The 24,799-nt window shown below is 51.0% G+C and carries 28 protein-coding genes and 1 tRNA gene; 10 read left to right on the top strand and 19 right to left on the bottom strand.

Translation table 11 applies throughout. From position 1 onward, the window contains the following. Positions 1-4: 4 nt before the first annotated feature. The 7 genes from AJ81_RS04995 to AJ81_RS05025 all read right to left on the bottom strand — a co-directional run bounded on the left by AJ81_RS04995 (position 5) and on the right by AJ81_RS05025 (position 6,949). Positions 5-448 (bottom strand): tripartite tricarboxylate transporter TctB family protein, encoded by a 444-nt coding sequence (locus AJ81_RS04995; protein WP_157724356.1) that lies wholly within the window; start codon positions 446-448, stop codon positions 5-7. Positions 449-489: 41 nt separating this feature from the next. Beyond that, positions 490-1,440 (bottom strand): tripartite tricarboxylate transporter substrate binding protein, encoded by a 951-nt coding sequence (locus tag AJ81_RS05000; protein WP_031504958.1) that lies wholly within the window; start codon positions 1,438-1,440, stop codon positions 490-492. 12 nt (positions 1,441-1,452) lie between these two features. Next, positions 1,453-2,958 (bottom strand): tripartite tricarboxylate transporter permease, encoded by a 1,506-nt coding sequence (locus AJ81_RS05005; RefSeq protein ID WP_031504959.1) that lies wholly within the window; start codon positions 2,956-2,958, stop codon positions 1,453-1,455. Between the two features lie 12 nt (positions 2,959-2,970). Next, positions 2,971-3,642, bottom strand: a complete 672-nt coding sequence (locus AJ81_RS05010) for a GntR family transcriptional regulator (RefSeq protein WP_031504960.1) — start codon at positions 3,640-3,642, stop codon at positions 2,971-2,973. A 169-nt stretch (positions 3,643-3,811) separates the two neighbouring features. Next, positions 3,812-5,203 (bottom strand): FAD-binding oxidoreductase, encoded by a 1,392-nt coding sequence (locus tag AJ81_RS05015; protein WP_031504962.1) that lies wholly within the window; start codon positions 5,201-5,203, stop codon positions 3,812-3,814. Beyond that, positions 5,187-6,152, bottom strand: coding sequence for an electron transfer flavoprotein subunit alpha/FixB family protein (locus tag AJ81_RS05020; RefSeq protein WP_031504963.1), 966 nt, complete (start codon positions 6,150-6,152; stop codon positions 5,187-5,189). Before AJ81_RS05020 ends, AJ81_RS05015 begins: the two co-directional genes overlap by 17 nt. Continuing rightward, positions 6,149-6,949, bottom strand: coding sequence for an electron transfer flavoprotein subunit beta/FixA family protein (locus tag AJ81_RS05025; protein WP_031504964.1), 801 nt, complete (start codon positions 6,947-6,949; stop codon positions 6,149-6,151). Before AJ81_RS05025 ends, AJ81_RS05020 begins: the two co-directional genes overlap by 4 nt. Positions 6,950-7,049: 100 nt before the next feature. Here AJ81_RS05025 and nagZ point away from each other — a divergent pair, with 100 nt between their 5' ends. From nagZ to AJ81_RS05040, 3 genes are read left to right on the top strand one after another with little or no spacing between them, the layout of a single operon-like run. Next, positions 7,050-8,552, top strand: coding sequence for a beta-N-acetylhexosaminidase (gene nagZ / locus AJ81_RS05030; RefSeq protein ID WP_031504966.1), 1,503 nt, complete (start codon positions 7,050-7,052; stop codon positions 8,550-8,552). Then, positions 8,549-9,448 carry an N-acetylmuramic acid 6-phosphate etherase gene (gene murQ, locus AJ81_RS05035; RefSeq protein WP_031504967.1) on the top strand — a complete coding sequence of 300 codons (900 nt, stop codon included), beginning with the start codon at positions 8,549-8,551 and terminating at the stop codon, positions 9,446-9,448. Before nagZ ends, murQ begins: the two co-directional genes overlap by 4 nt. Further along, positions 9,445-10,197: a GntR family transcriptional regulator gene (locus AJ81_RS05040; protein WP_031504968.1), complete on the top strand. Its 753-nt coding sequence runs from the start codon at positions 9,445-9,447 to the stop codon at positions 10,195-10,197. Before murQ ends, AJ81_RS05040 begins: the two co-directional genes overlap by 4 nt. Here AJ81_RS05040 and AJ81_RS05045 read toward each other — a convergent pair. The 12 genes from AJ81_RS05045 to rpmB form a co-directional block, all read right to left on the bottom strand. Next, a complete protein-coding gene (locus AJ81_RS05045; protein ID WP_031504969.1) occupies positions 10,174-10,677 on the bottom strand; it encodes a DUF5317 domain-containing protein in 504 nt (167 codons plus the stop codon). The genes AJ81_RS05040 and AJ81_RS05045 overlap by 24 nt on opposite strands. Further along, positions 10,674-11,489 (bottom strand): pantoate--beta-alanine ligase, encoded by an 816-nt coding sequence (gene panC / locus AJ81_RS05050; protein WP_407636279.1) that lies wholly within the window; start codon positions 11,487-11,489, stop codon positions 10,674-10,676. Before panC ends, AJ81_RS05045 begins: the two co-directional genes overlap by 4 nt. 42 nt (positions 11,490-11,531) lie before the next feature. Next, positions 11,532-11,620, bottom strand: a tRNA-Ser gene (locus AJ81_RS05055). Between the two features lie 27 nt (positions 11,621-11,647). Next, a complete protein-coding gene (locus AJ81_RS05060) occupies positions 11,648-12,811 on the bottom strand; it encodes an iron-containing alcohol dehydrogenase (RefSeq protein ID WP_031504971.1) in 1,164 nt (387 codons plus the stop codon). Positions 12,812-12,937: 126 nt separating this feature from the next. Continuing rightward, positions 12,938-13,432, bottom strand: coding sequence for a hypothetical protein (locus AJ81_RS05065; protein WP_031504972.1), 495 nt, complete (start codon positions 13,430-13,432; stop codon positions 12,938-12,940). Beyond that, positions 13,429-14,472, bottom strand: a complete 1,044-nt coding sequence (gene kdd / locus AJ81_RS05070; protein WP_031504973.1) for an L-erythro-3,5-diaminohexanoate dehydrogenase — start codon at positions 14,470-14,472, stop codon at positions 13,429-13,431. Before kdd ends, AJ81_RS05065 begins: the two co-directional genes overlap by 4 nt. A 39-nt stretch (positions 14,473-14,511) precedes the next feature. After that, positions 14,512-15,771 (bottom strand): ABC transporter substrate-binding protein, encoded by a 1,260-nt coding sequence (locus AJ81_RS05075; RefSeq protein WP_031504974.1) that lies wholly within the window; start codon positions 15,769-15,771, stop codon positions 14,512-14,514. Then, entirely contained in the window at positions 15,768-16,346 is a 579-nt protein-coding gene (gene coaE, locus AJ81_RS05080; RefSeq protein WP_051368698.1) for a dephospho-CoA kinase, read from the bottom strand. The genes AJ81_RS05075 and coaE overlap by 4 nt, the downstream gene beginning before the upstream one ends. Continuing rightward, on the bottom strand, positions 16,343-16,573 hold the full coding sequence (locus tag AJ81_RS05085) for a hypothetical protein (protein ID WP_031504976.1): 231 nt from the start codon (positions 16,571-16,573) through the stop codon (positions 16,343-16,345). Before AJ81_RS05085 ends, coaE begins: the two co-directional genes overlap by 4 nt. Continuing rightward, the gene (locus AJ81_RS05090; protein WP_031504977.1) at positions 16,570-17,925 is read right to left on the bottom strand and encodes a glucose-6-phosphate isomerase; all 1,356 of its coding nucleotides are present in this window, start codon (positions 17,923-17,925) and stop codon (positions 16,570-16,572) included. The genes AJ81_RS05085 and AJ81_RS05090 overlap by 4 nt, the downstream gene beginning before the upstream one ends. A gap of 12 nt (positions 17,926-17,937) precedes the next feature. After that, positions 17,938-18,450, bottom strand: coding sequence for an adenine phosphoribosyltransferase (locus AJ81_RS05095; RefSeq protein WP_031504978.1), 513 nt, complete (start codon positions 18,448-18,450; stop codon positions 17,938-17,940). Positions 18,451-18,525: 75 nt separating this feature from the next. Next, positions 18,526-18,726 carry a 50S ribosomal protein L28 gene (gene rpmB / locus AJ81_RS05100; RefSeq protein WP_031504979.1) on the bottom strand — a complete coding sequence of 67 codons (201 nt, stop codon included), beginning with the start codon at positions 18,724-18,726 and terminating at the stop codon, positions 18,526-18,528. Positions 18,727-18,837: 111 nt separating this feature from the next. On the opposite strand from rpmB, the gene AJ81_RS05105 reads away from it, so the two are divergent. The 7 genes from AJ81_RS05105 (at position 18,838) to AJ81_RS05135 (ending at position 24,791) form a co-directional block, all read left to right on the top strand. Continuing rightward, positions 18,838-19,371: a GNAT family N-acetyltransferase gene (locus AJ81_RS05105; RefSeq protein WP_031504980.1), complete on the top strand. Its 534-nt coding sequence runs from the start codon at positions 18,838-18,840 to the stop codon at positions 19,369-19,371. 340 nt (positions 19,372-19,711) lie between these two features. After that, positions 19,712-20,971, top strand: coding sequence for an extracellular solute-binding protein (locus AJ81_RS05110; protein ID WP_081708926.1), 1,260 nt, complete (start codon positions 19,712-19,714; stop codon positions 20,969-20,971). Beyond that, a complete protein-coding gene (locus AJ81_RS05115; protein WP_031504982.1) occupies positions 20,943-21,851 on the top strand; it encodes a carbohydrate ABC transporter permease in 909 nt (302 codons plus the stop codon). Before AJ81_RS05110 ends, AJ81_RS05115 begins: the two co-directional genes overlap by 29 nt. Next, positions 21,848-22,666, top strand: coding sequence for a carbohydrate ABC transporter permease (locus AJ81_RS05120; RefSeq protein WP_031504983.1), 819 nt, complete (start codon positions 21,848-21,850; stop codon positions 22,664-22,666). Before AJ81_RS05115 ends, AJ81_RS05120 begins: the two co-directional genes overlap by 4 nt. A 6-nt stretch (positions 22,667-22,672) precedes the next feature. After that, entirely contained in the window at positions 22,673-23,332 is a 660-nt protein-coding gene (locus AJ81_RS05125; protein WP_031504984.1) for a transaldolase family protein, read from the top strand. A 17-nt stretch (positions 23,333-23,349) separates the two neighbouring features. Next, positions 23,350-23,631 (top strand): UxaA family hydrolase, encoded by a 282-nt coding sequence (locus AJ81_RS05130; protein WP_031504985.1) that lies wholly within the window; start codon positions 23,350-23,352, stop codon positions 23,629-23,631. Positions 23,632-23,636: 5 nt separating this feature from the next. Continuing rightward, positions 23,637-24,791: a UxaA family hydrolase gene (locus tag AJ81_RS05135; RefSeq protein WP_031504986.1), complete on the top strand. Its 1,155-nt coding sequence runs from the start codon at positions 23,637-23,639 to the stop codon at positions 24,789-24,791. The last annotated feature ends 8 nt before the right edge of the window (positions 24,792-24,799 follow it).

The raw sequence follows: 24,799 nt of genomic DNA on the forward strand, positions 1-24,799 counted from the left end.
CACCTCAAGGAAGCACCAAACGCAGCAATCTCGCGAAGACGCACCAAATCACCCAGCTCGCGGTCACAGAGAAGATGCTTGAATAAACGATGGTTTTGATCTTCGGCGGCCAGGATATGATCAAGCAGGAAGCGAAAACGAAGAGAATGCTCGAAAGCAGAAACCCAATCGGTTCCATCAAAACAACGTAAACGATACAGCTCACGATGAACAAAGATATCCTGAAAGGCTTTTTGAATTTGATCGGTGTGGACTTCTCCTTACTGAGCAACGCTTGCACGATCAAACCCACCGAGAAGATCAGCAACAACACCGCAGCCAAGGTCGGAAAAAAGGCGTTGTCCAAGACATCGAACCTCAACCTTCTGATCTTCTGACTCTCAGAGAGCATCCATCCAGCAAGAACAGCCAAGACCAAACCCGAATAGAAGTCCTTTCCAAATCGCACGCCCATCACCCCAAACGCTGGGGGGAACCCCCCAGCGAACATCACTTCTTCAAACCAGCAGCCCTCGCGAACCGATCGAACCTTTCGTCTTCCCACTTCAAGAACTTCAGCATCTCTTCACCGTCCAAGTAGAAGGGTATGGCGAAGGCCTTCTCCGCCAACTCATCGACGCAGTCTTTGAACTGAATCACCCGCTTGATCGCATCCGCAAAAGTTTTGACGATCTCTTGGGGTGTTCCCTTGGGCATTAAAAAGATCTGGTCCTGTGTGAAGACGAGCTCTTCCAAGCCGAGCTCCTTCGCGGTCGGCACGTCAGGCAGGAACGGATCTCTTTCGGGTGAGAGCACCGCGAGCGCCTTCAATTCACCTGACTTGAGGAACGGCACCGCCGCAGACAGTGCGACCGGACTCAGATCCATGTGGCCACCAAGAATCTTCGTGATCCTGTCCATGTCGCCACCAGGGCTCGCCGTGATGATGAAACCGTTGTTTGCCGCCAACTGCATCGGTATCACTTGGAAATGGCTCGTCGCACCTATCTCGGCTCCGAGTCTGATCTTGCCTGGGTTCTTCTTGGCGTCCTCAATCGCATCCTTCAAGTCCTTCCAAGGTGAATCGGGCCTTGCAATCACCACGCGGTTTCCTCTCGTTGCGATGCACACGGGCGTGAAGTCGTAGTAGTTGAACTCGGCCGTTCCAACGTGGAAGTTAGAGAAGATGGATTGATGGTACCACAGAACGGTGTAGCCGTCCGGTTTGGCCTTGAGAACCTCTCTCGCACCTGTGCTCCCACCACCGCCAGTGATGTTCACCACGGCGAAGTCCCAGCCGAACAACTGCTTGACGTACTTTCCAATGATCCTCACCTGCACGTCGCTGGCTCCACCTGCGGCGTAGGGGACCACCACCTTGATGGGACCTGTGGGATACGCTGCAAAACTGATGGTCACGATGAGCGTTAGCAACAGAATCGCCAGAAACTTCTTACCCATGCAAACACCTCCTCAGCACCTCGCAGATTCACCTTTTTTGACGAGTATTCTTCCCAGAACGAACAAGAACGCAGCCAAGATCAGCAGTGTGAGAGACAAAGGTCTTGTGAAAATCGGCCAAAAACTACCAGCGCTCGCAGTTAAACCCTGTCTCAGGTTGGATTCGGCGATCGGGCCAAGAACGAAGGCGATGATGATGGGAAGCACTGGAAAGTCGAGTTTCTTCAACACGTAACCAACGATCCCGAAGATCAGCATGACCCAGATATCGAAGATCCTGTTGTTTAAACCAAAAGCTCCCACCGCGGCACAGACGGTGATCAAGGGCAGAAGGTATTGCTTTGGAAAGCTCAACGAGTAGATGTAGAACTTCATCAGAGAGATTCCAAGCAAGAGCATCACAACGTTACCCCAAAACTGCGCTGCGTAGACTCCAAAGACCAGGTCTGGATTGTACTTGAACATGAGAGGACCTGGGTTTATGCCGTGAATGATGAAGCCTCCGAGCAAAATCGCGGTGACCGCATCGCCAGGTATGCCCAGCGCGAGCAACGGAACCATCGCAGCACCGATGGAGGCGTTGTTCGAAACTTCGCTCGCGATGATTCCGTCTGGAATACCACTACCGAACTTCTCAGGATGTTTCGAACTCGATCTCGCAAGACCGTAAGAGATGATGTTCGCCGTCGCTCCTCCGATCCCTGGGAAAACACCTATGATGAATCCCACCACGAAAGACCTCAACGCGTTTCCAATCTGTTTGAACAGGATCTTTGCGGCCTGAAGAACATCGGAAAACTTCATTCCAAGCGATTCTTTTGGAACGATGCGTTCGACCTCCGACTCGATGTCGACGATGATCTCAGGTATGCAGAACAAACCCACCAGCAACGGCAAGAGGGCTATACCACCTTGGAGTTCAGAGAACTTGAACGTCAATCTCGGAATACTCGTGATGGGATCAGGACCGATGCAACTGAGAAGGAGGCCCAAGGCGATCCCTATGAGGTTCTTCACTATGTTACCGCCGAGCATGCTGCTCACCGCAATGAAAGCCATGACCGCTAAAGAGAAGTATTCGAAGGGTCCAAACTTCAGCGCGGCACGGGCGATCAAAGATGCCAGTGAGATCATGAAGATCACACCAACGATACCACCGAAGAATGACGAGAAGAGCCCTAAGCCAAGCGCAAGACCAGACCTTCCCTGTTTGCTCATGGGATGCGCGTCGAAACAGGTCGTGATCGAAGAGGGAGTTCCTGGCATGTTGAGCAACGTTGCGGAGATGAACCCTCCGGAAACTCCGCCTATGTAGATTCCCGTCAGAAGGGTGAGTCCAGAGATGGGCTTCATGCTGAAGGTGAACGGGATAGCCAAAGCGACACCCATGGTCGCGGTGAGACCCGGGATCGCGCCGAAGATCATGCCCCAAAGAACGCCTATGAAGAGTAAGAGCAAATTCGCTGGCTGGAAAACTTGCGAAAATCCCACCGTAACCGTCTGGATGAGCACTTCCATAGGGTAACCTCCTCACGTTTGGGCGCGTTTCATGATCAGCGAATAGTAGCTTTCGATCACCGAGGTGAGCGTTCGGCGCAGATGATTTCTCATCAATTCCTCCACTTTGGCCTCGTCACCGTCGAGGATGGCTTCGATGATCTTCACATGTTCTTCTCTCGACTTCTTCTCTATCTCGACGGACCTCTTGGTTATGTTCCTCGTCATGTTCGTGAGCAGACGAAGTTTTTCGTAGAACCTCTTCAGTATCTTGTTACCACTGTACTCGATCAGAAGATCGTGGAGTTGTCTTCCGAGCGCGACACCCTTCGCAGGATCGTTGTCGATGTCGACCAACTCGAGTTTCTGCTTCAATTGTTGAAGCTTTTGGAGCATCTCAGGATCTCTATTTCGGCAGGCCAAGCGCGCCGCTGCGCCCTCGATGGCTTCCCTTGCGGTGTATATCTCAACGAAGTCTTCGAGCGTGAGTTTCCTGACGGTGTAACCCTTCTTACCGTTCAACTCCACAAGGCCATCTTCCATGAGCATGCGCAGAACCTCCCTTATGGGAGTCCTGCTCACTCTGTATATCTCGGTGAGTTTTCTTTCGACTATCCACTCACCAGGTTTGATCTCTTCGTTGAGGATCTTTTCGCGGAGATCGTTGTAGATCTTTTCTTTTAGATCGCCCAGATCTCTCCGCATGAGGTATTCCCCCTGGTATACCTTTTTAATACCAAAATTAGGTTACCAAAAACAACCCAGATGATCAAGCGCAAATTTTCGTAGTTCTGGGTTGATTCCAATCAGGATTGACCTCGAAACTCTTTATGCTTCGTCTTACTCAAGCAATCTTTCTCTCTCTCGTTCTTTCTCAATCGGGAAAAATCTTTCCGGGATTCAAGATGTTGTTTGGATCAAAGAGTCTCTTGATACTCCTCATGAGCGCCAACTCTTTTTCTTGAAGGAACATGCTCAGATACTTTTTCCGTTTCAGACCCACACCGTGTTCTCCCGTCAAATTGCCTTCGAGTTGTACCGTGATTTTGTAAAGTTCTTCGAGCGCTTTTTCCAAAGATCTTTTCCACACATCGTCGCTCATTCCATCAGGCTTCAAGAACGTCACGTGCACGTTTCCATCACCGACGTGGCCGAAGTTCAGAACCTCCAGGTCGAATCTTCGCGCGATGTCGTAAGCAGAAACGACCAACTTGGGCATGTTCGCAGTAGGTACGACCACATCCTCCATGCAATGGGTGGGTCTGAAGGCGATGATACCTTCGGCTATGGCCTTTCTGAAACGCCAGATCTTCATGCGCTGGGTCCTGCTGTCGGCAATGTACACTTCTAAAGCCTTCATCTGCATGAGTTTTTCACCGAGCTCGATGTATTCTCTCGTTAGACTCTGCTTACTGGTAGATTCCAGCTCGAAGATCAGATGACATTCGGCCTCTGGATTTGGTATGCTCTCGTTCAAGAACCTGGAAGCCATCTCGCTGGACGCCTTGTCCATGAACTCGATCGAGGCGGGAAGCACCCCCGATTGAGAAAGCACCTTTGGAACACAGAGCAGAGCATCTTCAATGTCTCTGAACGGAACGAGTAACACAGCGGTACACTTCGACTTCGGTACGAGCCTGAGGATGATTTTCGTCACGATCCCGAGCGTACCTTCACTGCCGACGAAGAGTCTCACCAGATCATAACCTGTCACGTTCTTGAGTGTTTTACCACCGAAAGTAACGATCTCACCTGTTGGAAGAACGACTTCCAGACCGAGCACGTGAAAGGACGTCGGTCCGTACTTTATGACCTTGACACCTCCCGCATTCTCCGCAACGTTCCCACCTATGGAAGAACTCTCGCTGCTCGCGGGATCGCCCGCGTAAAACAATCCATGTTCTTCCGCGATCTTCTGTATTTCTCCAGTTATGACCCCTGGTTCGACCGTGATCGTCATGTTCTCTTCATCGAACTCAACGATCCTGTTCATCCTCTCCAGAGAAACGACGATCGAATCCTTCGTCGGCACCGCGCCAGCTGAAAGGCCCGTGCCCGCGCCACGTGGCACGATGGGCACTCTTCTTTCGTTCGCCCACCTGAGAATCATTGAAACTTGTTCTGTGCTGGTGGGGAAGACGACTGCGAGGGGAATTTGTGCTTCAACACCGCTCGTTTCATCGTGCGAGTACTTCTCGAGCTCTTCTGGATCGAACTTGACGTTTTCGACTCCCAAAAGTCTTATCAGTTCATCCACCACTCTCATCGTTCTCACGCCCCAGTCTCTGAACGAGTTCGCTCAATACCCAATACGCGTCGGCGACGATGCCGATGTCAGCAACTTTGAATATGGGAGCGTATCTGTCTTTGTTTATTGCAACGATGATCTCTGACGTCTGCATGCCGGCAAGATGTTGCACAGCACCGGATATACCCGCAGCGATGTAGATTCTCGGCTTGACGGTCTTACCACTCAGCCCCACTTGATGATCGTGGGAGAGCCATCTGGCGTCGACAACTGCACGCGATGCACCCACGGCACCTTTCACTAAACTTGCTAGTTTGAAGGCAACTTCCACGTTCTCTTTCTTCCTCAGTCCCTTACCCACGGAGACGATGATCTTGGCGTCTTCGAGTCTTGCTCCTGCTTGCTTTGGTTCAACAGAAATGAGCTGACATCTGTCAGACAAATCCTCGATTCTCTCTTCTATGAACTGTACATCGTCCTTTCGATGTTCGACGATCTCGAACACACCCGGTCTCACCGTCGCCATCTGAGGTCGATGCGTGGGGGTGACGATCGTCGCCATGACGTTTCCACCTATCGCAGGCCTGGTTTGAAGAAGATTACCCTTCTCATCCACGTCCAACTCGGTGCAGTCGGCGGTGAGACCTGTTCGAAAGCTCGCAGCGAGTGCGGGCATGAGGGTCCTCCCGAAGGTGGTGGCGGGTGCCAGTACGATGGAGGGAGAATATTTTGCAAAGATCTTCTTCGCAGTTGAGAGAAACGGATCCAGCGAAAACCTGTTGAATTTCTCGTGTACGGCCAAAACGATCATGTCGGGTCCGAAGCGTGCGAGCTGTTGAACGTCCTTTTTGGAGTTGGACATCAAGAGAAAGGCGAGCTTCATCGAAGCCTTGTCTGCGAGTTTTCTCGCTTTCGAGAGCAATTCGAAGCTGCTGCGATCGATCTTGTTGTTCAAAACGAGGATCATCCCACTTCACCGTCCCGTACGGCCTTGATCAACCCGACGACACGTTCGATTCCCTCGAGGATGTCCTTGTCAGCGTAGATTCTACAGTTTCGAGCGATCTTCGTGTTGAAGACCTTCACAACGCGTGTGGGAGAACCTTTCAGCCCCACTTCTTCACGATTTATACCTATTGACTCGGTGTCATAGATTTCTATCTTTGCATCCATAGCGGTCTTTTTTCCAGCGAGTGTGGGCAACCTGGGTTCGGCAACACTTTTGAGCACGCAGAGGCATGCTGGAAGTGGTGCTTTCCAGACCTCGTGTGCATCCTCGACGGACCGTTTGACAACAACGAAATTCTCAGTAAGATCTATCAACTCCGATACGTAACTGACCACTGGTAGGTCCAAGAGCGTCGCAAGTTCGATACCCACTTGACCAGTCTCACCGTCGGTGGATTTCTCACCACAGATCATCAAGTCAAATGCGATGTTCAACTTTTCTATGGCCTTCGCGAGCGCGAGACTTGTGGCCCAGGTGTCCGAACCCGCCAGAGCCGAATCGCTCAGAAGGATTGCTCGATCGGCACCGAGCGCTATCGCATCCCTCAAAACGTCTATCGTGTTCATCGGTCCCATGCTCAACACCGTCACACTACCATTCAATTTCTCCTTCAGAGACACCGCGAGTTCCAAGGCGTGTGAGTCGAGTGGGTTCATCGTCACATCCAATCCTTCGCGCACCATGGTGCCACTGATCGGATCTATCTTCACCTTCTCGGTGTCTGGAACCTGCTTGACGAGCACAAGGAAGTTCACGAGGCCTCCTCCTTTCTTGTCTTTATTTTATACCATTTAAGAGAACTATGTAAGCACAACAGATTCGATGGGTGTATAATCAAAAAAAGAGGTGACTTCGATGGACCTTGACAGTTTGGTTGGCCAACTGTTCTTGATAGGGATCAAGGGCAAGGAAGTCGACGAAGAGACATTGAGGGTTCTGAGATTCGTCAAGCCGGGCTTTGTGATACTCTTCGCACGAAACGTGGAAACTCCAAGGCAGGTTCTGAGTCTGGTGAAGCAAGTCAGATCGGTTCTCGGCGAAGACGTGATCTTTGCCGTCGATCAAGAGGGAGGCATCGTGACACGTTTCAGGGAAGGTTTCGCGGTCTCTCCTGGTGCGATGGCTATAGCCGCCACGAGCGATCCCAACAACGCGTACCGCGTCGCAAAGGTGCTCGCACGAGAGATGAGAACAGTTGGAGTGAGCTGGAACCTCGCACCTGTTGTGGACATCAACGACAATCCCAACAACCCCGGGATAGGTGTGCGGAGCTTTTCCGACAGAGCCGAAATCGTGTCGAGGTTCGCGACACGCTTCTACGAGGGATTGAAAGAAGAAGGCGTTGCGGCGTGTGCGAAGCATTTCCCTGGGAAGGGGAGCGTGTCGCTGGACGCACACCTGGAGATGCCGACGCTCGAGAAAAGTCTCGAAGAGCTCGAAAGCTGGGAATTCGTGCCCTTCAAAACGTTGATCGAGAAGGGTATAGACAGCATAATGCCTTCACACGTGTACCTTTCAAAGGTTCAATCCAGAAAAGAACCTGCCACCGTTTCGTACGAAGTGTTGGGCGAGGTTTTGAGAAAAAAGCTCGGTTACGACGGTGTTCTGGTCGCGGACGATCTTTTGATGGGTGGTATCGTCAAGAACATGACGGTGGAAGAAGCCGTCGTGAGATCCTTCATGGCGGGCATGGACGTTCTGACCGTCTGTCACGAACCCGACGCGCAGATGTCGGCGAAGAAGGTGCTTCTTAAAAAGATCGAACAGGATCCGTTCCTGCAGAAAAGGCTGGAAGAATCGCTCAAGAGGATCAAACGGTTCAAGGAAAAGTTCGCGGTGAAGCGTTTGCCCGAAGAGATCCGTTTCGATCCAGAGCATGGACAGATCATGCGACAGATCGCAGAGCGTTCGATCACGCTCGTACGCGACAGCGATGGCATGCTGCCGCCCAAACTGGATAAAGACGATTACGTCTTCACCGTGAGGCTGAGCAGATCGGTGCAGGTTCAGGAAACCGATATCGGTGTTCCCTGGGTGGCGAAAGAGATCTCGAAGAGGTTCGCTTGCAAGCTTTTCATTCTCGAAGAAGGCGTTGAAATTCCGAAGGCTGAGAAGTGCGTCGTGTTCACCGAAAACGCGCATCTTTCCAACTGGCAGAAGGAGCTCTTGATCCGGGTGCGCAAAAATTTCAAAAAGGTTCTGCTCGTCGCGCTCAGAAATCCGTACGATTGCAGCTTGATAGAGTCTTCGAGCCTGTGCACCTACGGCTACGAAATGGTTTCACAGGAAGCGTTGCTGAAGGTCCTGCTCGGTGAGTTGAAGCCCGTTGGCAAACTGCCCGTGGAGGTGTTCAGATGAACGAGAACAGAACGATCACGGAGATGAGGAACCCAAAGTCTCAGAGGATAGACGAAAAGAGCGTCGGTGAAATTTTGAGGATCATAAACGAGGAAGACGCCTTAGTCGCCCTGGCGGTCCGCGAAGCGCTGCCACAGATAGAGAAGCTCGTTGAGGTCTGCGTTGAGACGCTGAACTCTGGCGGAAGGGTCTTTTACGTTGGTGCGGGCACCAGTGGCCGCATAGCGTTCATGGACGCCGTGGAGCTCGTACCGACTTACGGTCTTGAAGAAGGCATCTTCGTGCCCATCATCGCGGGTGGTTTCGAGGCGCTGCGCAGATCCATCGAAGGCGTTGAAGATCTCGTAGACGAAGCGCAAAGAGATCTCATGAACCACGATTTGCAAGCGAAGGACCTCGTCATAGGCATAGCCGCGAGTGGCAGCACACCGTACGTGAGGGGTGCGTTGATCTACGCAAGACAGCTCGGCTGTAAGACGGCGCTGATCTGCAACGTGAACGATCCTCCTCTCGCACAGTTTGCAGACATCGTTGTGAGCGTCGTCACAGGACCGGAAGTGATCGCGGGCAGCACGCGCATGAAGGCCGGTACGGCACAGAAGATGGTTTTGAACATGCTCAGCACAACGGTGATGATAAAACTCGGCAAAGTGTACGACAATCTCATGGTCGATGTCCTGGTACTCAACGAGAAACTCAGAAAGAGGGCCATAAACATCGTGACAGAACTGACCGGTGTGGATGAGGAAACTGCTAAAATCGTCCTTGAGAAGACCAGCTACAGCGTGAAGCTCGCGGTGCTGCACCTGATCTCGAAAAAGGATCTAAAAGAATGCCAGAGAATACTGAGTGTGGAGCCGAGTTTGAGAAAGGCACTCACGATGCTGGGGGGATGAACGTGGAAGAATATCCTGTTCCTCTCTATTATCGCGTCTATAGGGAATTGAAGCGCAGGATTTCGGAGGGTGAATACAAGCCGGGCGACAGGATCCCACCGGAGATCGAGCTGGTGAAGTCGTTTGGGGTGAGCAGGCTCACCATAAGGCGCGCGCTGGAAGAGCTGAAATCCGAAGGGCTCATCTCGCGTCACAAAGGTAAAGGAACGTTCATCGTTGGCAAGAAAGAAGAGGAATCCATGAACGTGCTCAAAGGTTTCACAGACAAAGCGAAGGAAGAAGGCCTGAGCGTCAGGTCTCACGTTCTGGAAAACAGGCTCATCGAAATACCTCCCGAACTCTGCCAGGTCTTCGGCCTGGAACAGGGTGCGATGGTCGTGCTGCTCAGGCGCGTGCGCTTCCTCAACGATGAGCCTGTGGCCATCGAAGCCGCATACCTCAATCCCGCGGTGGACGTCAGGATTCTGAGCATCTTGAAAAAGGACATGTCGAAGGAATCGCTGTACGAGTTTCTCAGAAACGAGTTGAAGATACCCCTTATCAGAGCGCTCGAAGAACTGGAACTGACACACGTTTCATCTTCGGACGCGAAACATCTCGGTTTGCAGCCCGGCGCGTGTGCGCTTCTGAGAAAACGTTACACGTACACAACGAACGGAAAATGTGTGGAGTTCGTCCGCTCGATCTATCGCGGGGACAAGTACAGGTTCAAGATGGAACTCAGGTCAGAGGGCGCGTTCGAGAGATGAACCTTTCGGTTTGGTGAGCATGAAGACCATGAGGCCGATGTAGACCAGCACGTCACCGACGCTGATCAAAAATTTCCTGCCCCACGGTGTGTAGGCAGGTATGATGTCGCCGATCAACAGGATCGGTTCGAATTTTTCCAGCAACGCGTGTTTGATGCTGGCTCTCAGTCCCATCGCGGCTGCGAGTGGTCCGTAGACGGGCATCCGCCCTCCATTGAGCAGGATGGCGACGAAGTTCAGGATCGAGCCCATCACGATGAACTTGAAACCGGGGATGTTCCAGTTGAATGCGAGGAGAAACAGTAACAGAGAATAAGAGATGACCATCATCAAAACCCTGTTTTCGATGGGCAGGAACTGAAGAACGAAAGGTAGCGGGAAAAGATAGACGAATCTGATGTCCGTCTGGTGGAGATGGAAGATCCTCCTTCTGAAGATCAAAGAAAGAACCAGTGAGACGGCAAAAACGTCCAGGATCATCCGAGTATCGTGTTGTCGATCAGCCTGGCCTTTCCGACCCAGGCCGCCACGGCGACGAGCACCTTTCCTTCAAGGCGCTCCACAGGTTGCAGCGTCTCTTCGTCCACGATCTCGACGTAATCCACTCTGACGAGGTTGAACTTTGCAAAATGTTCCAGCATCTTCTCCTTTATCCTTTCCGCACTGCGTTCGCCGGCTCGATACAACTGTTCTGCGATCTTTAAAGATTGGTACAGTGCCAGCGCCTGTTTTCTCTCTTCACCAACAAGATAAACGTTTCTTGAACTCATCGCGAGGCCATCTGGTTCCCTGACGATGGGACACTCTATGACTTCCACGTCCATGTTCAGATCTCTGACCATTCTGCGTATGATCCTGAACTGCTGGGCGTCCTTCTGACCGAAGTAAGCCCGGTGTGGCTTGACGATGTTGAACAACTTCGTGACTACGGTGCACACACCCCTGAAATGTGTCGGGCGGGACTTGCCACACAGATACTTCGACAAACTCTCCTCCACCACGTAGGTTGAATAGTGCGGCGGGTACATCTCTTCCACGCTCGGCACGAACACGTAATCGACGTTTTCGGCCTGGAGCATGGAAAGATCCCTGTTCAGATCTCTCGGGTAACTCGCGTAATCTTCGTTCGGGCCGAACTGCGTCGGGTTCACGAATATACTCACGACGACCACATCGTTCTCCTGGCGGCAACGTCGAACCAGCGAAAGGTGGCCTTCGTGGAGATAGCCCATCGTTGGAACGAAACCGATCTTCTTGCCCGCGGCTCGTTCCGACTCGGAGATCTGCTTCATTCTGGAAACCGTCTCGACAACAATCACAGAACCACCTTCTTCTGGCGGAGGCGGTGGGACTCGAACCCACAAGGGCCTCGCGGCCCACCGGTTTTCGAGACCGGCTCCTTAGCCAGTTCGGACACGCCTCCACACTTTGATTTTATCATTTTAATGTCTCATTGGGAAGCTATGAGCAGGATCTGTTTCACATCTTCCTTACCGAGCTTCTTCAGAACACCGAAGGATGGACCCTGTTTCATGACGTTCTCGACGATCCTGTCGATGTCCTGTGCTGGTATACCAACGTCTCTCAACGAAACGGGAGCACCGACCTTCCTGAGCCAAGCTTTGAAAGCGTCTATACCTTTCAAGATCGCTTCTTCTCCCACGGCATCGATCGAGAAAACGTGCTTCGCGAACCTCTCGAACTGCTGTGGTTTTTGTTTATAGACGTATCTCATCCACGCGGGGAAAACGATCGCAAGTCCTGCACCGTGAGCAATGTCGTAGAGCGCGCTGAGAGAATGCTCTATCTTGTGACAGGACCAATCCCCACCTTTCCTACCTGCGGCGGTCAGACCGTTCAGGGCTATCGTCGCACACCAGGCGAAGTTCGCCCTCGCCTCGTAGTCTTGTGGATTGTCTATCAAAACTTCTGTGGACTTCATTATCGATCTGATAATGGACTCGCTGATCTGGTTCTGTATGTCCGAGTCTGAACCGTCGAAGTAGTACTCGAGCGTGTGTGCTATTGCGTCGACCGCACCATAGACGGTCTGCTCCTTCGGTAGAGAAAACTGTGCGGTGGGATCGATTATAGAAACTCGTGGATAAAGACACTTTGCACTGATCGCCCACTTTTCCTGGGTCTTTTCGTTGGTGACCACGGCGTTTCCGTTCATCTCAGTTCCAGTGGCAGATATGGTCAAAATTGCGAACACTGGCAAGGCATTGTTGATCTTATGCTTTCCGGCGAATGCGTCCCAAATGTCTCCTTCGTAGAGAACACCGGCTGCGATCGCTTTAGCTGAATCGATAACACTTCCACCACCGACGCCCAGAACAGCCTCCACGTTCTCTTTTCTGCAAACTTCTATAGCCTCGTGGACCTTCGAGAGCACTGGATTGGGTTTGACGCCAGAAACCTCAACCCACTCGATGCCGTTTCTTTTCAAAGATTCCACGACCTGATCGTAGACACCGTTCTTCTTTATCGAACCACCGCCGTAGAGCATCAAAACCTTTTTGATCCCGAAAGATTTGATCTCCTCGCCTATCTTTGGAATGGTTCCTTTACCGAATATCAACTTGGTGGGATTGTGAAAAACGAAGTTTTCCACTCTGCATCACCTCAAGGAAATTATAGTACATTCAGCGAGCGTGATTCCATTGAAGAATTCCCACCACGTGACAAGAAAATGCAGAATAGAAAAAAGCCCCTGAGAATCAGGGGCTTTCGAGATTGATCAACCTTCGATCACTGAGTTGTCCTGAACCTGCACCCTGTATTCCGATTCATGGTTGTAGAACCTTCTGAAGTACTCCTCGACGAGCATCTTCGCCAATTGTTCTCTGTTCAGCGTCTTTATCTTCTCGTACGATGCCAGGCATATCAGATCGCGTGGTCCGTTCTGGAAAATGACGAGTTCTTCGCTGAGCAACGTGACATCAATTATCGCCAGTTGGTTCTCAGCTTCGAGTAGCTTGAACTCATCCATCTTCTTTATTCTCCCAAATTCTATGCCTTCGCTGAGAAAATCGGTCAAGCTCTCATCGTCGAACATCACCAAAGAGACCAGAATCCTCGGTATCTTGTCTTGATAGACATAGAGACACACGTTGAAGGTCCCAAACTGTGGACTGTTGAAGGAAGGTCCATGGAGGGAGAAAAGCTGCTTGATCATTTCTTGCGGTGCGTGTAGATCGGTGTACTGAACTGTGAAGTTGTCCAAGAGCGTCATTTTTCACCATACCTCTCCAGGAAGTGTTGATAAAGCTTTTCGTTCTCCCTGACGATCTGGAGTGCGAACTCGGCGTGATGTTTCGCATAACCGTTGCCTATGATCATGTCCACGTCTTTGCCTATACCTTCGGCACCAAGCGCTGCCTTGGTGAAGCTCGTCGCCATGGAGAAGAAATAGATCTTTCCCCTTTCTCTCGCGCAGAGTATCGAGGTCATTTCGGTGTCTGGAACGTTCACGACGTTGATCACCACGTCCGCGAGCCTTCCATTGGTGACTTCAATAAACTTTTCGTACGATGACACGGCGTCCTGTGCGTCGGAAACGAAGATATCGTCAACGAAACCGAGCTTCTTGAGCTGTTCTATCGATCTTTCGGAATGAACGAGCGCCACGACCCTGCCCGTTGGACCTGAGTACTTCTTCGCCACGTAACTGCACAGCACACCAGATTTGCCACCTGCACCGATGACGAGCACCAAGTCGGAAGGTGAAACGAGCCTTGCAGTTTGAATCGGAGCTCCAGCCACGTCGAGTACGGCGAGCGCCACGGACTCCGGCATATCTTCCGGCAGGCGAGCGAACACACCTGTTTCGAAGAGTATCGCTTCAGCTTCGACGTCCACCTGATCCCTGTCCAGATACACCTTCTTTATCTTCTTTAAATTCAAAGGCGTCAGACTCAACGAAACAAGCGTTGCGATCTTGTCTCCAACTTTCACATCGACGTTCAGATCTTTCCCTATAGCCTTCACCCTGCCTATGAGCATGCCCCCAGAGCCTGTGATAGGATTGTGCATCTTGCCTCTCTGCTCGACGATCTGCATTATCTTTTCTGCGACCTTTTGTTCATCCGCACCAACTTCATGCTTGATCTGAGCGAAAGAAGCTGCGTCGATATTGAGTCTGATCACGTCGATCAAGATCTCGTTGTCGTACAACTTGCTCGTATCGTTGTCCAGCTTCCAGGCAGGCTGCGGCAACTTGCCTTTCGGTTCGATCACTCTGTGTCTGCCGAATGGATCTCCTCTCACGTCCATCCCTCCAGAATCGAAGCGGGGCCTCAGCCCCGCTCATCTTCATAGGCCTTCTTTTTCGAGCTCTCTTTTGATCTCGGCCTCCGCCCACGCCAGACCTTCTTCTATGGTCTTTTTACCGTACAGAACATCGCTCACCATCGTGCCAACGATGGACCTTATCTCTGCCCAAACACCGATCTGTGGATCGAACACACCGTACGGAAGTTGGATCAACGGAACCTCGGCGGCTGGATCTTCCGCAACGAGCTTTTTCCATATCGCAGTTTCGGTCGCACTCTTTCTCACGGGCAGATAACCCGTCTTGACGGCCCAATAGGCGGTGATCTCTGGAGAGATCAAGAACTTCATGAACTCCCAGGCTGCCTTCTTCTCTTCAGGTTTCGCTGTGCTGAACATGATGACGTCGGTTCCTGCGAACTGAACGTTTCTTGTTTTCCAAACGGGTACAGGAGCCCACGTCCATCCATGCTTACCCTTCGAAGCGGCATCAACGTAAGGTTTGCTCGCAACCGTCTCTATGAACATCGCGATCTTTCCTTCACCGAACGGTCCATCGAGATAGCCACCCTGAACGAGCGCGTATTTGTCCTTCAGATCGAGTAGGAACTGAAGCACTTCCCTCGACTCAGGACTGTTGATCGTTACCTTCCACTTGCCGTCGGGACCTTTCTGAAGTATCGAGCCACCGTTGAGCGCGAGGAAAACCTGGAAATGGTCCACCGTGGATCTGAAGCCAAAGCCGTACTGATCGATCGTACCGTCGTTGTCAAAGTCTTCGGTCAACAGTATCGCGGCCCTCTTGAGCTCACCAATGGTTTCGGGTATCTTGAGACCGGCGAGCGCGAGCGCATCGGTGTTCACGTAAAGAACGTAGATGCTCTTGTTGAAAGGTACCGCGTAGATCTTATCGTCCCAAGTGCAGTTCAACCTCATCACTTCCCAGATGTCTTCCCACTCGGCTTTGGAAAGACCTATCTGCGGATCGTTGACGTAGCTGTTAAGAACTTCGACGATTCCAGAGTAAATGAGCTTCGCCGTCCAGTTGGAGTACGCTTGCGATATCGTTGGAAGTCCTCCCGCCTGAGCAGCGGCCAGAAGTTTCTGTTGCAACGCCGCATAGTTTCCAATGTAGACCGCCTCGACTTCGATGTCGGGACGTTGCTGGTTGAAGAATTCAACGATCTCCTGCAGTGTTTTACCGTGGCCACCACCCATCGCGTGCCAGAACGTGACTTTGACCTTTGCCATCATCAACGTGACGAGGAGCACCGTCAACAACACCACGAGAAACCTTCTCATCCACCAACACCTCCCTCAAGTAATCGTTTATAAAGATTGACCACTTCATTTCTAAGAGACGCCAGATCAGAGTTGTTCTCGATCACGATACCTTCCTCGACGATATCGTTCTGTGCCGCGAGCCGCCTTTGAATCTCTTGCTGACTCAAACCCTTTTTCTTAAGCCTTTCGACGATCTTTGCTTCGTCACATTTAACGGTGATGATCACGTTACACAGCTCTGCCAGTCCGATCCTCCTCAGCAGTGCCGCGTCCAGCACCACAACGTCCGAACAAGCTTCGATCAGTTTGAGCACTTTATCTTTGATGACTGGATGGACGACACTCTCGAGGATTCTCAACTTTTCTGCGTCTTCAAAGACCACGTTTGCGAGTTTCTTCCTGTCGATCTCACCTTGACAGAATATCTTTGGACCGAACAGCCGTCTCAAGCGGTCTTTCACAGCCTCTTCTTTCAGCGCCTCGTGTCCAATTTTGTCAACATCTATGACCTGGGCTCCGAGTTCTTTGAAAATTTCCGCCACGGTGCTCTTTCCACAACCCATCTTTCCCGTTAAGCCGACGACAAACCTCAGAAGAGTTTTTCCCCCTTACCGAGCAGCGGCTCAATCTGGGCGAACTCTTCTTCTGTGACCACGATCAAAGCCGGTTCCGTCCCAACTTGGTTGTAGAACTCGATGAACTTCTTTTCTACATCGGTCCCTTCATTCACAACCACGACGTAGACGTTCTCACCCAGTGGACCTTCATCTACACGATACAGGCACTTGGGTTTGAATATCTCAAGGATCTTCTGCGTCATTCGATCACAACCCTTTTCGATGGTTCTGGAAACGCCATCTTCTCAAAACCTTTTCGTTCCATCAAAGAGTAGGTGATCTGTTTGCCGAGTTCGACACCAGGTTGATCGTACGGGTTGATGTTCAAAAGCTTTCCCATCAAAGCGGTGGTGAACTCGTAGTACATGAAGAACTGGCCAAGCTCGTACGCGTCGATCGACGGGAAGATCACCCTCATGCTCGGACGGTTGTTGAAAGCAAGCGATCTTTCCGTTCCAAACAGCTCGTTCCTGAGCAGGTTCGATAGCCTCTTACCCCCAAGATAAGAGATCTCCTCATCGTCGTGTATCGAGGGTATCAGAATGTCCCTGTCGAAGTTTTCGACCTCCACGAACGTTACGGTTTTGTCGTCTGGTCCTTCATTGTAAAGCTGAACCTGTGAATGTTGATCCACCACACCAAGTGCCTTTATCGGCGTCAGTCCTTCGTAGACCTCTTCTCCATTGAGGGAATACTTCTTTCCCAAACTCTCTGCCCACAGCTGCCTGAACCAGTCCGCGAGCGTGTACAAACGGTTCGAATAAGGCATCATGACACTGATGCGCCTTCCTTTGAGCTTGTGCAGATAATGACAGGCGGCCATCATCGCCGCGGGGTTCTTCCACACGTCCAGCGCAACACATTTTGCGTATGCATCCTTCGCACCGTCGATGAGCGCCTTGATGTCAACGCCTATGGCCATGGCGGGCAGCAATCCCACCGGGGAGAGAACGCTGAACCTGCCACCGAGCTCCGGTGGGATATCGAGCGCAACGATCTTTTCTCTTTCCGCAATCCTCCTGAGCAAGCCTTTCTTCGGATCGGTTGTGAAAACGATGTGTTCTGAGGGGTTCAATCCTCTGACTTCCAAAAGGCCCCTGATTATTTGATAATGCGCCAGACACTCGGCGGTCGAACCAGACTTGGAAACCACGTTGAAGATCGTGTAGCGCGGATCTATTCGGTCGAGCACGCTCGCCGTGTAATCCGGATCGACGTTCTCAAGAAAGAAGATTCTCAAATAACCTCCGCGCTCAGACTTTGAAAGATAGTTCCAATCGAAAGGTTTCAGCGCATTCGCAAGCGCAGCCGCTCCGAGGCTCGAACCACCTATGCCTATCACGACGAAGTTGTCGAAGTTCAAAATCCATTCCCTCAGATCCTCGACGGCGTCCATCAGGTTCCTGTCGAACAGCACCTTCACGAAAGCTGGTTTTTCTCTCGAGATCTCTTCGACGAACCGAGTCATCGTCGGTTGAATCTGCGAAAACTCTTCCTCAGTTATTCCACCCTTCACGTTCGGCTCGAACATGAAACTGAAATCGAATCTGAGCATGATGATCACTCCTCAATAGACCAGAACGGAACGAACATCGTAATCTTTCAGTTTCTCACGCGGGCTGAGGTAACTCAGTTCTATGAGAAAACACATTCCCGCCACTTCACCACCCACGTTCTTCACCAAGCTGGCTATAGCCGCGGCCGTACCACCAGTTGCCAAGACGTCGTCCACAATGATCACACGCTGACCTTGCTGAAGAGCGTCCGAATGCATGTGAAGCTGAGCAGTCCCGTACTCCAGGTTGTACTCGATGGAAACGGTTTTATAAGGCAGCTTTCCAGGCTTTCTTACGGGAACAAGACCTTTGCCAAGCTTGTACGCAAGAGCCGCACCAAAGATGAAGCCACGCGCTTCGGGAGAGACGATGAGATCGAACTTCATATCCTGCAAGATCTTCGTCATCTCGTCGATCGCTTTCTGGAAAGCCGCAGGGTTCTTAAGCAGAGGGGTGACGTCTCTGAAGATGATACCCTTTGCGGGAAAATCGGGAATATCCCTGATGAAACTTTTCAGCTCCACAACGCTCACCGTCCTTTTTCAAGTCTCACAAGTACATTTTAGCAAAAAATAAGATCGCGCGGGTCCTCCGCGCGATCAAACTGCTGCTGCTTTCTTGACTTTTCCTGCCTTCAGACATTTGGCACACACCTTCATGGTCTTGATCGTTCCATCCTCGAGTACAACTTTCACCCTCTGGATGTTCGGTCTGAACATCCTCGGTGTGTGCCTGTTCGAGTGGCTCACGTTCTTACCAGCCACGGGAGCTTTTCCGCAGATTTCGCACCTTTTCGCCATGTCGCATACCCCTTTCCCGTTCAGCCGAGACAATATTACCAGATGTGTTTGAAGTTTTCAAGAATTAGGTTAGAATACCTATAAAACCTACCGAGATTGAGGAGGAATGGCATGATACTTCGAGGTGAAAGAACCATTCTCAGACCGATCGACATTTCCGACATCGACAGGTTGTTGAACATCAACGACGAGGAAGTGAGGCAGTATCTGTTGAGCGTGTTTCCACTGAACAGAATCAGGGAGGAAGAATGGGTGAAGAATCTGTACGCGAGCCAGAGAGACATCGTCTTTGCCATCGTTCCAGTGGAAACGAACCAACTGGTTGGAACGACGGGTTTGCACTCTATAGATTGGGTGAGCAGGTGTGCCGAGTTTGGCATCGCCATAACCGATAGAAACTACTGGAACTTGGGCCTTGGGACGGAAGCGACACAGCTTACCTTGAAATACGCTTTTGAGTATCTGAACATGAACAGGGTACAGCTTCGCGTGTACGAATACAACCATCGCGCGATACGTGTCTACGAAAAGTGTGGCTTCGTGAGGGAAGGAGTACTGAGAAAAGCGAGGTATCTGAAAGGCGAGTACCACGATGTCATCGTGATGGGCATACTGGCAGAGGAGTATTTTTCCAGACAATCTTGAGCGCGATAGCCAAACCTTTCAAGCGCTTCCAAGTTTCCGGCAGTACCGTTCCACATTTCGTGATTGCGTATCGGAACCTTCCAAGAAGGACTCTATCCCGTTCTTCATCTTCAAATTCCACGCACAACATAGTCCAGACTATTAAAAAGCTAAATCTGAAAAGATAACGAAAGAAAGATGGAGATATTTTGAACATCAAGGCGAAGATCGCTGCAAACCGGAATTCTTTGGTGATATTGTGCTGAGAAGGGCGAAAACTGCACTTGAAAAGTGGTAATACCACTTTTAGAATAAATGTGTGAACGGTTCTTTTCAAAATCCAAACGGAGGGGGGATGTCTGTGAGGAAGTGGTTAATCTGTCTGGCAGTGTTGCTCACACTCACGCTCATGGCTGCGACCGTGCGTGTTCTGCTCTGGGACGATGCGCTCACACAAGCCCTCAGAGAAGGTTTACCTGAATTCGAGAAGAAGACCGGCATCAAGGTAGAGCTCGAACTTGTGCCGAGCGGCACGCTACTTCAGAAGACGTTGATCAGCGTGACTGCGGAAAGGTCTGACTACGATCTCATCGCCGTGGACGAACCGAACATACCCTTGGTCGCACCTTTGCTGCTGCCGTTTGCACAGTGGCCGGAGACTAAGTTCTACACGCGACCGAGCATGGCAGATATTATGCCGCTGGCTTTGGAAGCTGGCCAATGGAAAGGAGAGTTCAAGGGACTCCCAGTCAACGCAAACGTGTACATATGGTTGACCAGAAAGGACATCATTGAAAAGTACAAGGACGAGTTCAAGAAAGAATACGGCTATGAAATGAGAGTTCCGAAGACTCTGCAAGAACTTCTTGACATGGCAAAGTTCCTCTCGAAAAAAGGCATCTATGGCTGGGCCCCGTTCACAAAACCAACGGAAGGAGCCACATGCGAAGCGATCTGGATGTTTGAAAGCTTCGGTACCAAGGTCCTTCAAGTCACAGACAAAGGCTACAACGTGGTTCTGGACAAACAGAAGGCCATCGAAGCGATCAACTTCTACAGAGAACTCTTGAAGTATGCGCCCCCCGGTGCGTTGGATTACGGTCACGCTGAAAGGGTTGCGGCATTCTCAAGAGGAGAGGTCTTTTCTATGTTCAACTGGCCAGCTTTGGTTCCCGATATCGAAAATCCCGAAAAATCGCTCGTCGCAGGTAACGTCGTTTACACAGAACCACCGGCTGGACCAGCGAAAGCTGCAGCTGTGAGGGGTTGCTGGATAGTGGCAATACCACTCGCCGCGAAAGAGAAAACAGCGGCTGCAGAGTTCGCTTACTGGTGGATGTCCGTGGAGACCGGCAGAAAACTGATACCAAAAGGTTTGACACCCGCAAGGGAATCTCTACTCAAAGATCCAGCCTATTCCAAGGAAAGACCCTGGTTCCTGGGTATATACCAGTCCATGAAATATGCAGTTGAAAGACCAAGGTTCGAAAGATATCCAGAAGTTTCACAGGTCATAAGGAACAACTGGCTCGATGCGGTATCTGGAAGAGTTTCACCTGAAGTTGCCGTTGACAGGATGGTGGAGGAGATCAATGCAGTCCTCAAGAAGTATGGTTATTGATCCAAAAAAGAGGGGGCGGTTCCTCGCCCCCTTTTTCGTCTTCGTTCTGCCAGCACTGATAGTCGTTGGTGCGATCTTAGCTTATCCTGTCATTTACGCTCTGGCGATCTCGTTAACCGACAGAGAGCTTTTGTATCTGGGAAAGACGAACTTCATCGGTTTGAGAAATTATTCTGAGATGATTAGAGATAGGAACTTCTGGCACTCTTTGAGTTTGCAACTCGGATTCATCGCAATCGCGATACCCATTCAATTGGTGATTGGTCTTTTCGTGGCGATCCTGTTCAACAGAGAATTTCCCTTTTCGAAAATTCTGCGCTCACTCCTGATGCTTCCAGTTTTCGTGCTACCTGTCCTCTCAGGTTTGACGTGGCGTTTGATGCTCCAGCCCAGTTACGGTGTACTGGCAAGTTTCTTCAACTCGATCTCGCTCGGACCGATCGCTTGGCTTGCAGACACGAGGTACGCTTACGTGGCGATACTTCTTCAGGACATCTGGCGCATGTGGCCTTTCATGTTCATGATCATCTATGCAGGCCTTTCCTCGATGCCATCAGAGTACGTTGAGGCAGCGAGGATAGACGGTGCAAACTTTTTCCAGAGGTTTTGGTACGTGCTGTTGCCTTATTTGAAGTCCGTCATAGCCACCGCTTTCCTACTCAGGATGATAGATGCTCTGAGGATCTTCTCTGAAGTCTACGTGATGACCTACGGTGGTCCGTCGAACGCGACGATGCTGCTTTCTCTCTACATTCACAAACAAGCGTTCGAATTTGGAAGACTCTCTTATGCCGCCTCTGTTGCTGTGTTTCTCTTGATAGTTGCGCTCTTCATATCTTACTTCGTGGTCAAACGTGGATTGCGTGGTGAGATCGAATGAGAAAAAGAGTGATTTCCTTCGTTGTTCTGTTAGTGGCCCTCTCAATCGTCCTGATTGAGCTTTTTCCAATAATGGTCGTGATCGTCAACGGGTTCAAGAGGGACATAGACATCTGGAGTAAGAATCCTTTCTACTTCAAGCCGACCTTGAGGAGTTACCAACTGATCTTCACACACAGGGAGTTTCCGAGATCTTTGAGAAACTCTTTCGTTGTCGCCAGTCTTTCGGCGCTCGTTTCCGTCTCACTCGGCTCGATGGCAGCCTACGGACTGAGCAGGTTCAACTTCAAGTTCAACGACGCTCTCATTTTCATTTTGCTCATGGTCCGAATGATACCGCAGATATCGCTCGCCGTTCCTTTCTACATGATCTTCAGATCGATCGGGTTGAACGACAACGTTCTGGGTCTGTCTCTCGCGCACATAAGTTTCAACTTGCCTTACGTTGTGGCGCTTTTGTTACCGTTCTTTTCGTCGATCCCTCGAGAGTACGAAGAGGCAGCGAAGGTTGACGGATGTAGAACGTTTCAGATATTCTTGAAGATCTTCTTTCCCCTGGCTTCGGCCGGGATCGTCGTTGCCGCGGTCTTCGCTTTCTTGATGTCTTGGAACGAGTTCATCTACGCTTTGGTCTTGACGGGCACAAGAGCCAAGACTGCTCCGATCGTGGTGAACGCGTTCTTAGGTCAGTACGCGCCTCTGTGGGGGCAGCTCTCCGCCGCGGGAACGATAATGTTGCTTCCCGTGTTCGCGGTGACGTTGAGCCTTCAAAGGTACATAATAAGAGGCCTTTCGGCCGGTGGCATAAAGGGGTGATGTATCATGTTGTTCTTTCTGGACAGTGCGAAGCTGGATGAAATCGAGTATGCGATCAAAAGATGGAAGATCGATGGAGTCACGACAAATCCCAGACATCTTGCGAACGCCAAGATGAAAGTCGAGCAGTTCATCGAGAAGATCAAACCGCTGGTTGAAAACACAAACATCAGCGTGAGCATCGAGGTGAATCCACACTTGAACGACGCCGAAAGCATGATCGAAGAAGCTCAGAGGATCGCTTCGATGTGCGAAAACTTCGTCATAAAGATTCCCGCGACAGAGGCTGGTTTCGAAGCGCTGAGCGTGCTCAGCAAAAAGGGAGTGAAGGTGAACGTGACTTTAGTTTTCAACGTGGTTCAAGCCTTACAAGCCGCCAGACTCGGCGCCTACTACATAAGTCCGTTTGTAGGTTGGAAAGAAGAACGTGGCGATTACGATGTGGATTTCATCAGCAACGTCGTGAGAGCTGTGAAGAACTACGGTTTCAAGTCGAAGATCCTGATCGCCGCCGTCAGATCCGCACGGCACTTCACCGAGGCGGCTTTGGCTGGGGCAGACATCATAACCGCATCATTCGAGGTTTACAAGAGATCTTTCGAGAACCCTTACTCGAGCCTCGGATTGGACATCTTCAAAGATTCCTGGGATCAGATTCAAAAATGAGATGGGGGTGACAAAGAATGCTGGGATTCTTGGTTCACAAAGATGGGGACGATGTGGGTGTCGCCGTCGTCGATCTGAAGAAAGGAGAAACCGCTCGCGGAAGAACCTTGGAAAGTAACACGGAGTATGAGATCGACGTTCAGCAGGATATACCCTTGGGTCACAAGATAGCGTTGAGAGACATCGAGCAGGGTGAGAAAGTGAAAGAATATGGAGAAATCATAGGCGTTGCGACAAAGAAGATCATGAAAGGCGAGCACGTACACGTTCACAACATACGCAGTCTCAGGTGGGGGTGAATTGAATGGAAAGACAAATACTGGCTTACAGGAGAGAGAATGGCAAGGTGGGAGTGAGGAACTACATTCTGTTGATAACTGTCGATGACATATCCAACGCAGTGGTGGAAGCGGTGGAAAAGGCCGTTGCTGGAACTTTGGCCATACCGCATCCGTATGGAAGGCTCCAGTTTGGAAAAGACCTCGAACTTCTCTTCAAAACGCTCATAGGCACAGGTTCGAATCCGAACGTTGCGGCGGCCATCGTCGTTGGGATTGAACCAAAATGGGCCACCATCGTTGCAGAGGGCATAGCGAAGACGAAGAAACCCGTTGAGGCTTTCTGGGTTGAAGGTAGCGGGCAAATAAAAACGATCGAGAAGGTCACGAGAGTGGCCGTGAAATTGGTCGAAGATGCCACCAATCTGCGTCGAGAGCCAGTCGACATTAGCGAACTGATGATCAGTCTGAAGTGCGGTGAATCGGACACGACATCTGGTTTAGGCGCGAACAAAGTGGTTGGAAGGTTCACAGAAAGGTTTTTGAGCATCGGTGGAACGGTCCTGTTCGGTGAAACGACCGAACTGACCGGGGCGGAACACATCGTCGCGAGCAGGTTTAAAGATCAGAAGGAGCGCGAAAAGTTCTTGAAGTTCTTCGAAGAGTACCAACAGTTGGTCAAGTCGCAAGGGGTCGACCTGCTCGGTTCGCAACCGACCGAAGGAAACATAGCGGGTGGTCTGAGTACCATAGAGGAAAAGGCGCTCGGGAACATCCAAAAGATAGGAAACGCGATGATCGATGGCGCACTCGACTACGCAGAACCACCGAAAGGAAAAGGTCTTTACTTCATGAACACCTCTTCCGCAGCCGCTGAAGCTGTGACGCTGTTCGCCGCAGCAGGTGCCGTGATACATCTCTTTCCAACGGGTCAGGGCAATCCCATAGGAAATCCTATCGTGCCGGTGGTGAAGATCACTGCCAATCCCAAGACTGCCGTGAACATGTCCGAGCACATCGACGTGGATGTATCCGCCGTGTTGAGGGGAGAGATGGATCTCGATCAGGCTGCCGATGTACTCTGGAAAAGGGTAATCGAGACTGCGAACGGTAGGATGGTGAAAGCAGAGATACTGAACCACAAAGAGTTCGTTTTGACGAAACTCTATCCAAGCGCATGAAGGGAGTG

The organism is Pseudothermotoga hypogea DSM 11164 = NBRC 106472 (genome assembly GCF_000816145.1).
Classification (GTDB): domain Bacteria; phylum Thermotogota; class Thermotogae; order Thermotogales; family DSM-5069; genus Pseudothermotoga_A; species Pseudothermotoga_A hypogea.

Coding starts and splice junctions, on each gene's coding strand:
- AJ81_RS05040 (WP_031504968.1), top strand. CDS start 9,445: ATGAACGTGGAAGAATATCCTGTTCCTCTCTATTATCGCGTCTATAGG.
- AJ81_RS05065 (WP_031504972.1), bottom strand. CDS start 13,432: ATGACGCTCTTGGACAACTTCACAGTTCAGTACACCGATCTACACGCA.
- nagZ (WP_031504966.1), top strand. CDS start 7,050: ATGGACCTTGACAGTTTGGTTGGCCAACTGTTCTTGATAGGGATCAAG.
- AJ81_RS05120 (WP_031504983.1), top strand. CDS start 21,848: ATGAGAAAAAGAGTGATTTCCTTCGTTGTTCTGTTAGTGGCCCTCTCA.
- AJ81_RS05105 (WP_031504980.1), top strand. CDS start 18,838: ATGATACTTCGAGGTGAAAGAACCATTCTCAGACCGATCGACATTTCC.
- AJ81_RS05085 (WP_031504976.1), bottom strand. CDS start 16,573: ATGACGCAGAAGATCCTTGAGATATTCAAACCCAAGTGCCTGTATCGT.
- AJ81_RS05020 (WP_031504963.1), bottom strand. CDS start 6,152: ATGATCCTCGTTTTGAACAACAAGATCGATCGCAGCAGCTTCGAATTG.
- rpmB (WP_031504979.1), bottom strand. CDS start 18,726: ATGGCGAAAAGGTGCGAAATCTGCGGAAAAGCTCCCGTGGCTGGTAAG.
- AJ81_RS05090 (WP_031504977.1), bottom strand. CDS start 17,925: ATGCTCAGATTCGATTTCAGTTTCATGTTCGAGCCGAACGTGAAGGGT.
- AJ81_RS05115 (WP_031504982.1), top strand. CDS start 20,943: ATGCAGTCCTCAAGAAGTATGGTTATTGATCCAAAAAAGAGGGGGCGG.
- AJ81_RS05000 (WP_031504958.1), bottom strand. CDS start 1,440: ATGGGTAAGAAGTTTCTGGCGATTCTGTTGCTAACGCTCATCGTGACC.
- AJ81_RS05130 (WP_031504985.1), top strand. CDS start 23,350: ATGCTGGGATTCTTGGTTCACAAAGATGGGGACGATGTGGGTGTCGCC.
- AJ81_RS05015 (WP_031504962.1), bottom strand. CDS start 5,203: ATGAGAGTGGTGGATGAACTGATAAGACTTTTGGGAGTCGAAAACGTC.
- AJ81_RS05010 (WP_031504960.1), bottom strand. CDS start 3,642: ATGCGGAGAGATCTGGGCGATCTAAAAGAAAAGATCTACAACGATCTC.
- panC (WP_407636279.1), bottom strand. CDS start 11,489: ATGAAGCAGATCTCCGAGTCGGAACGAGCCGCGGGCAAGAAGATCGGT.
- AJ81_RS05125 (WP_031504984.1), top strand. CDS start 22,673: ATGTTGTTCTTTCTGGACAGTGCGAAGCTGGATGAAATCGAGTATGCG.
- AJ81_RS05075 (WP_031504974.1), bottom strand. CDS start 15,771: ATGAGAAGGTTTCTCGTGGTGTTGTTGACGGTGCTCCTCGTCACGTTG.
- AJ81_RS05045 (WP_031504969.1), bottom strand. CDS start 10,677: ATGATCCTGGACGTTTTTGCCGTCTCACTGGTTCTTTCTTTGATCTTC.
- kdd (WP_031504973.1), bottom strand. CDS start 14,472: ATGGACGTGAGAGGAGATCCATTCGGCAGACACAGAGTGATCGAACCG.
- murQ (WP_031504967.1), top strand. CDS start 8,549: ATGAACGAGAACAGAACGATCACGGAGATGAGGAACCCAAAGTCTCAG.
- AJ81_RS05135 (WP_031504986.1), top strand. CDS start 23,637: ATGGAAAGACAAATACTGGCTTACAGGAGAGAGAATGGCAAGGTGGGA.
- AJ81_RS05005 (WP_031504959.1), bottom strand. CDS start 2,958: ATGGAAGTGCTCATCCAGACGGTTACGGTGGGATTTTCGCAAGTTTTC.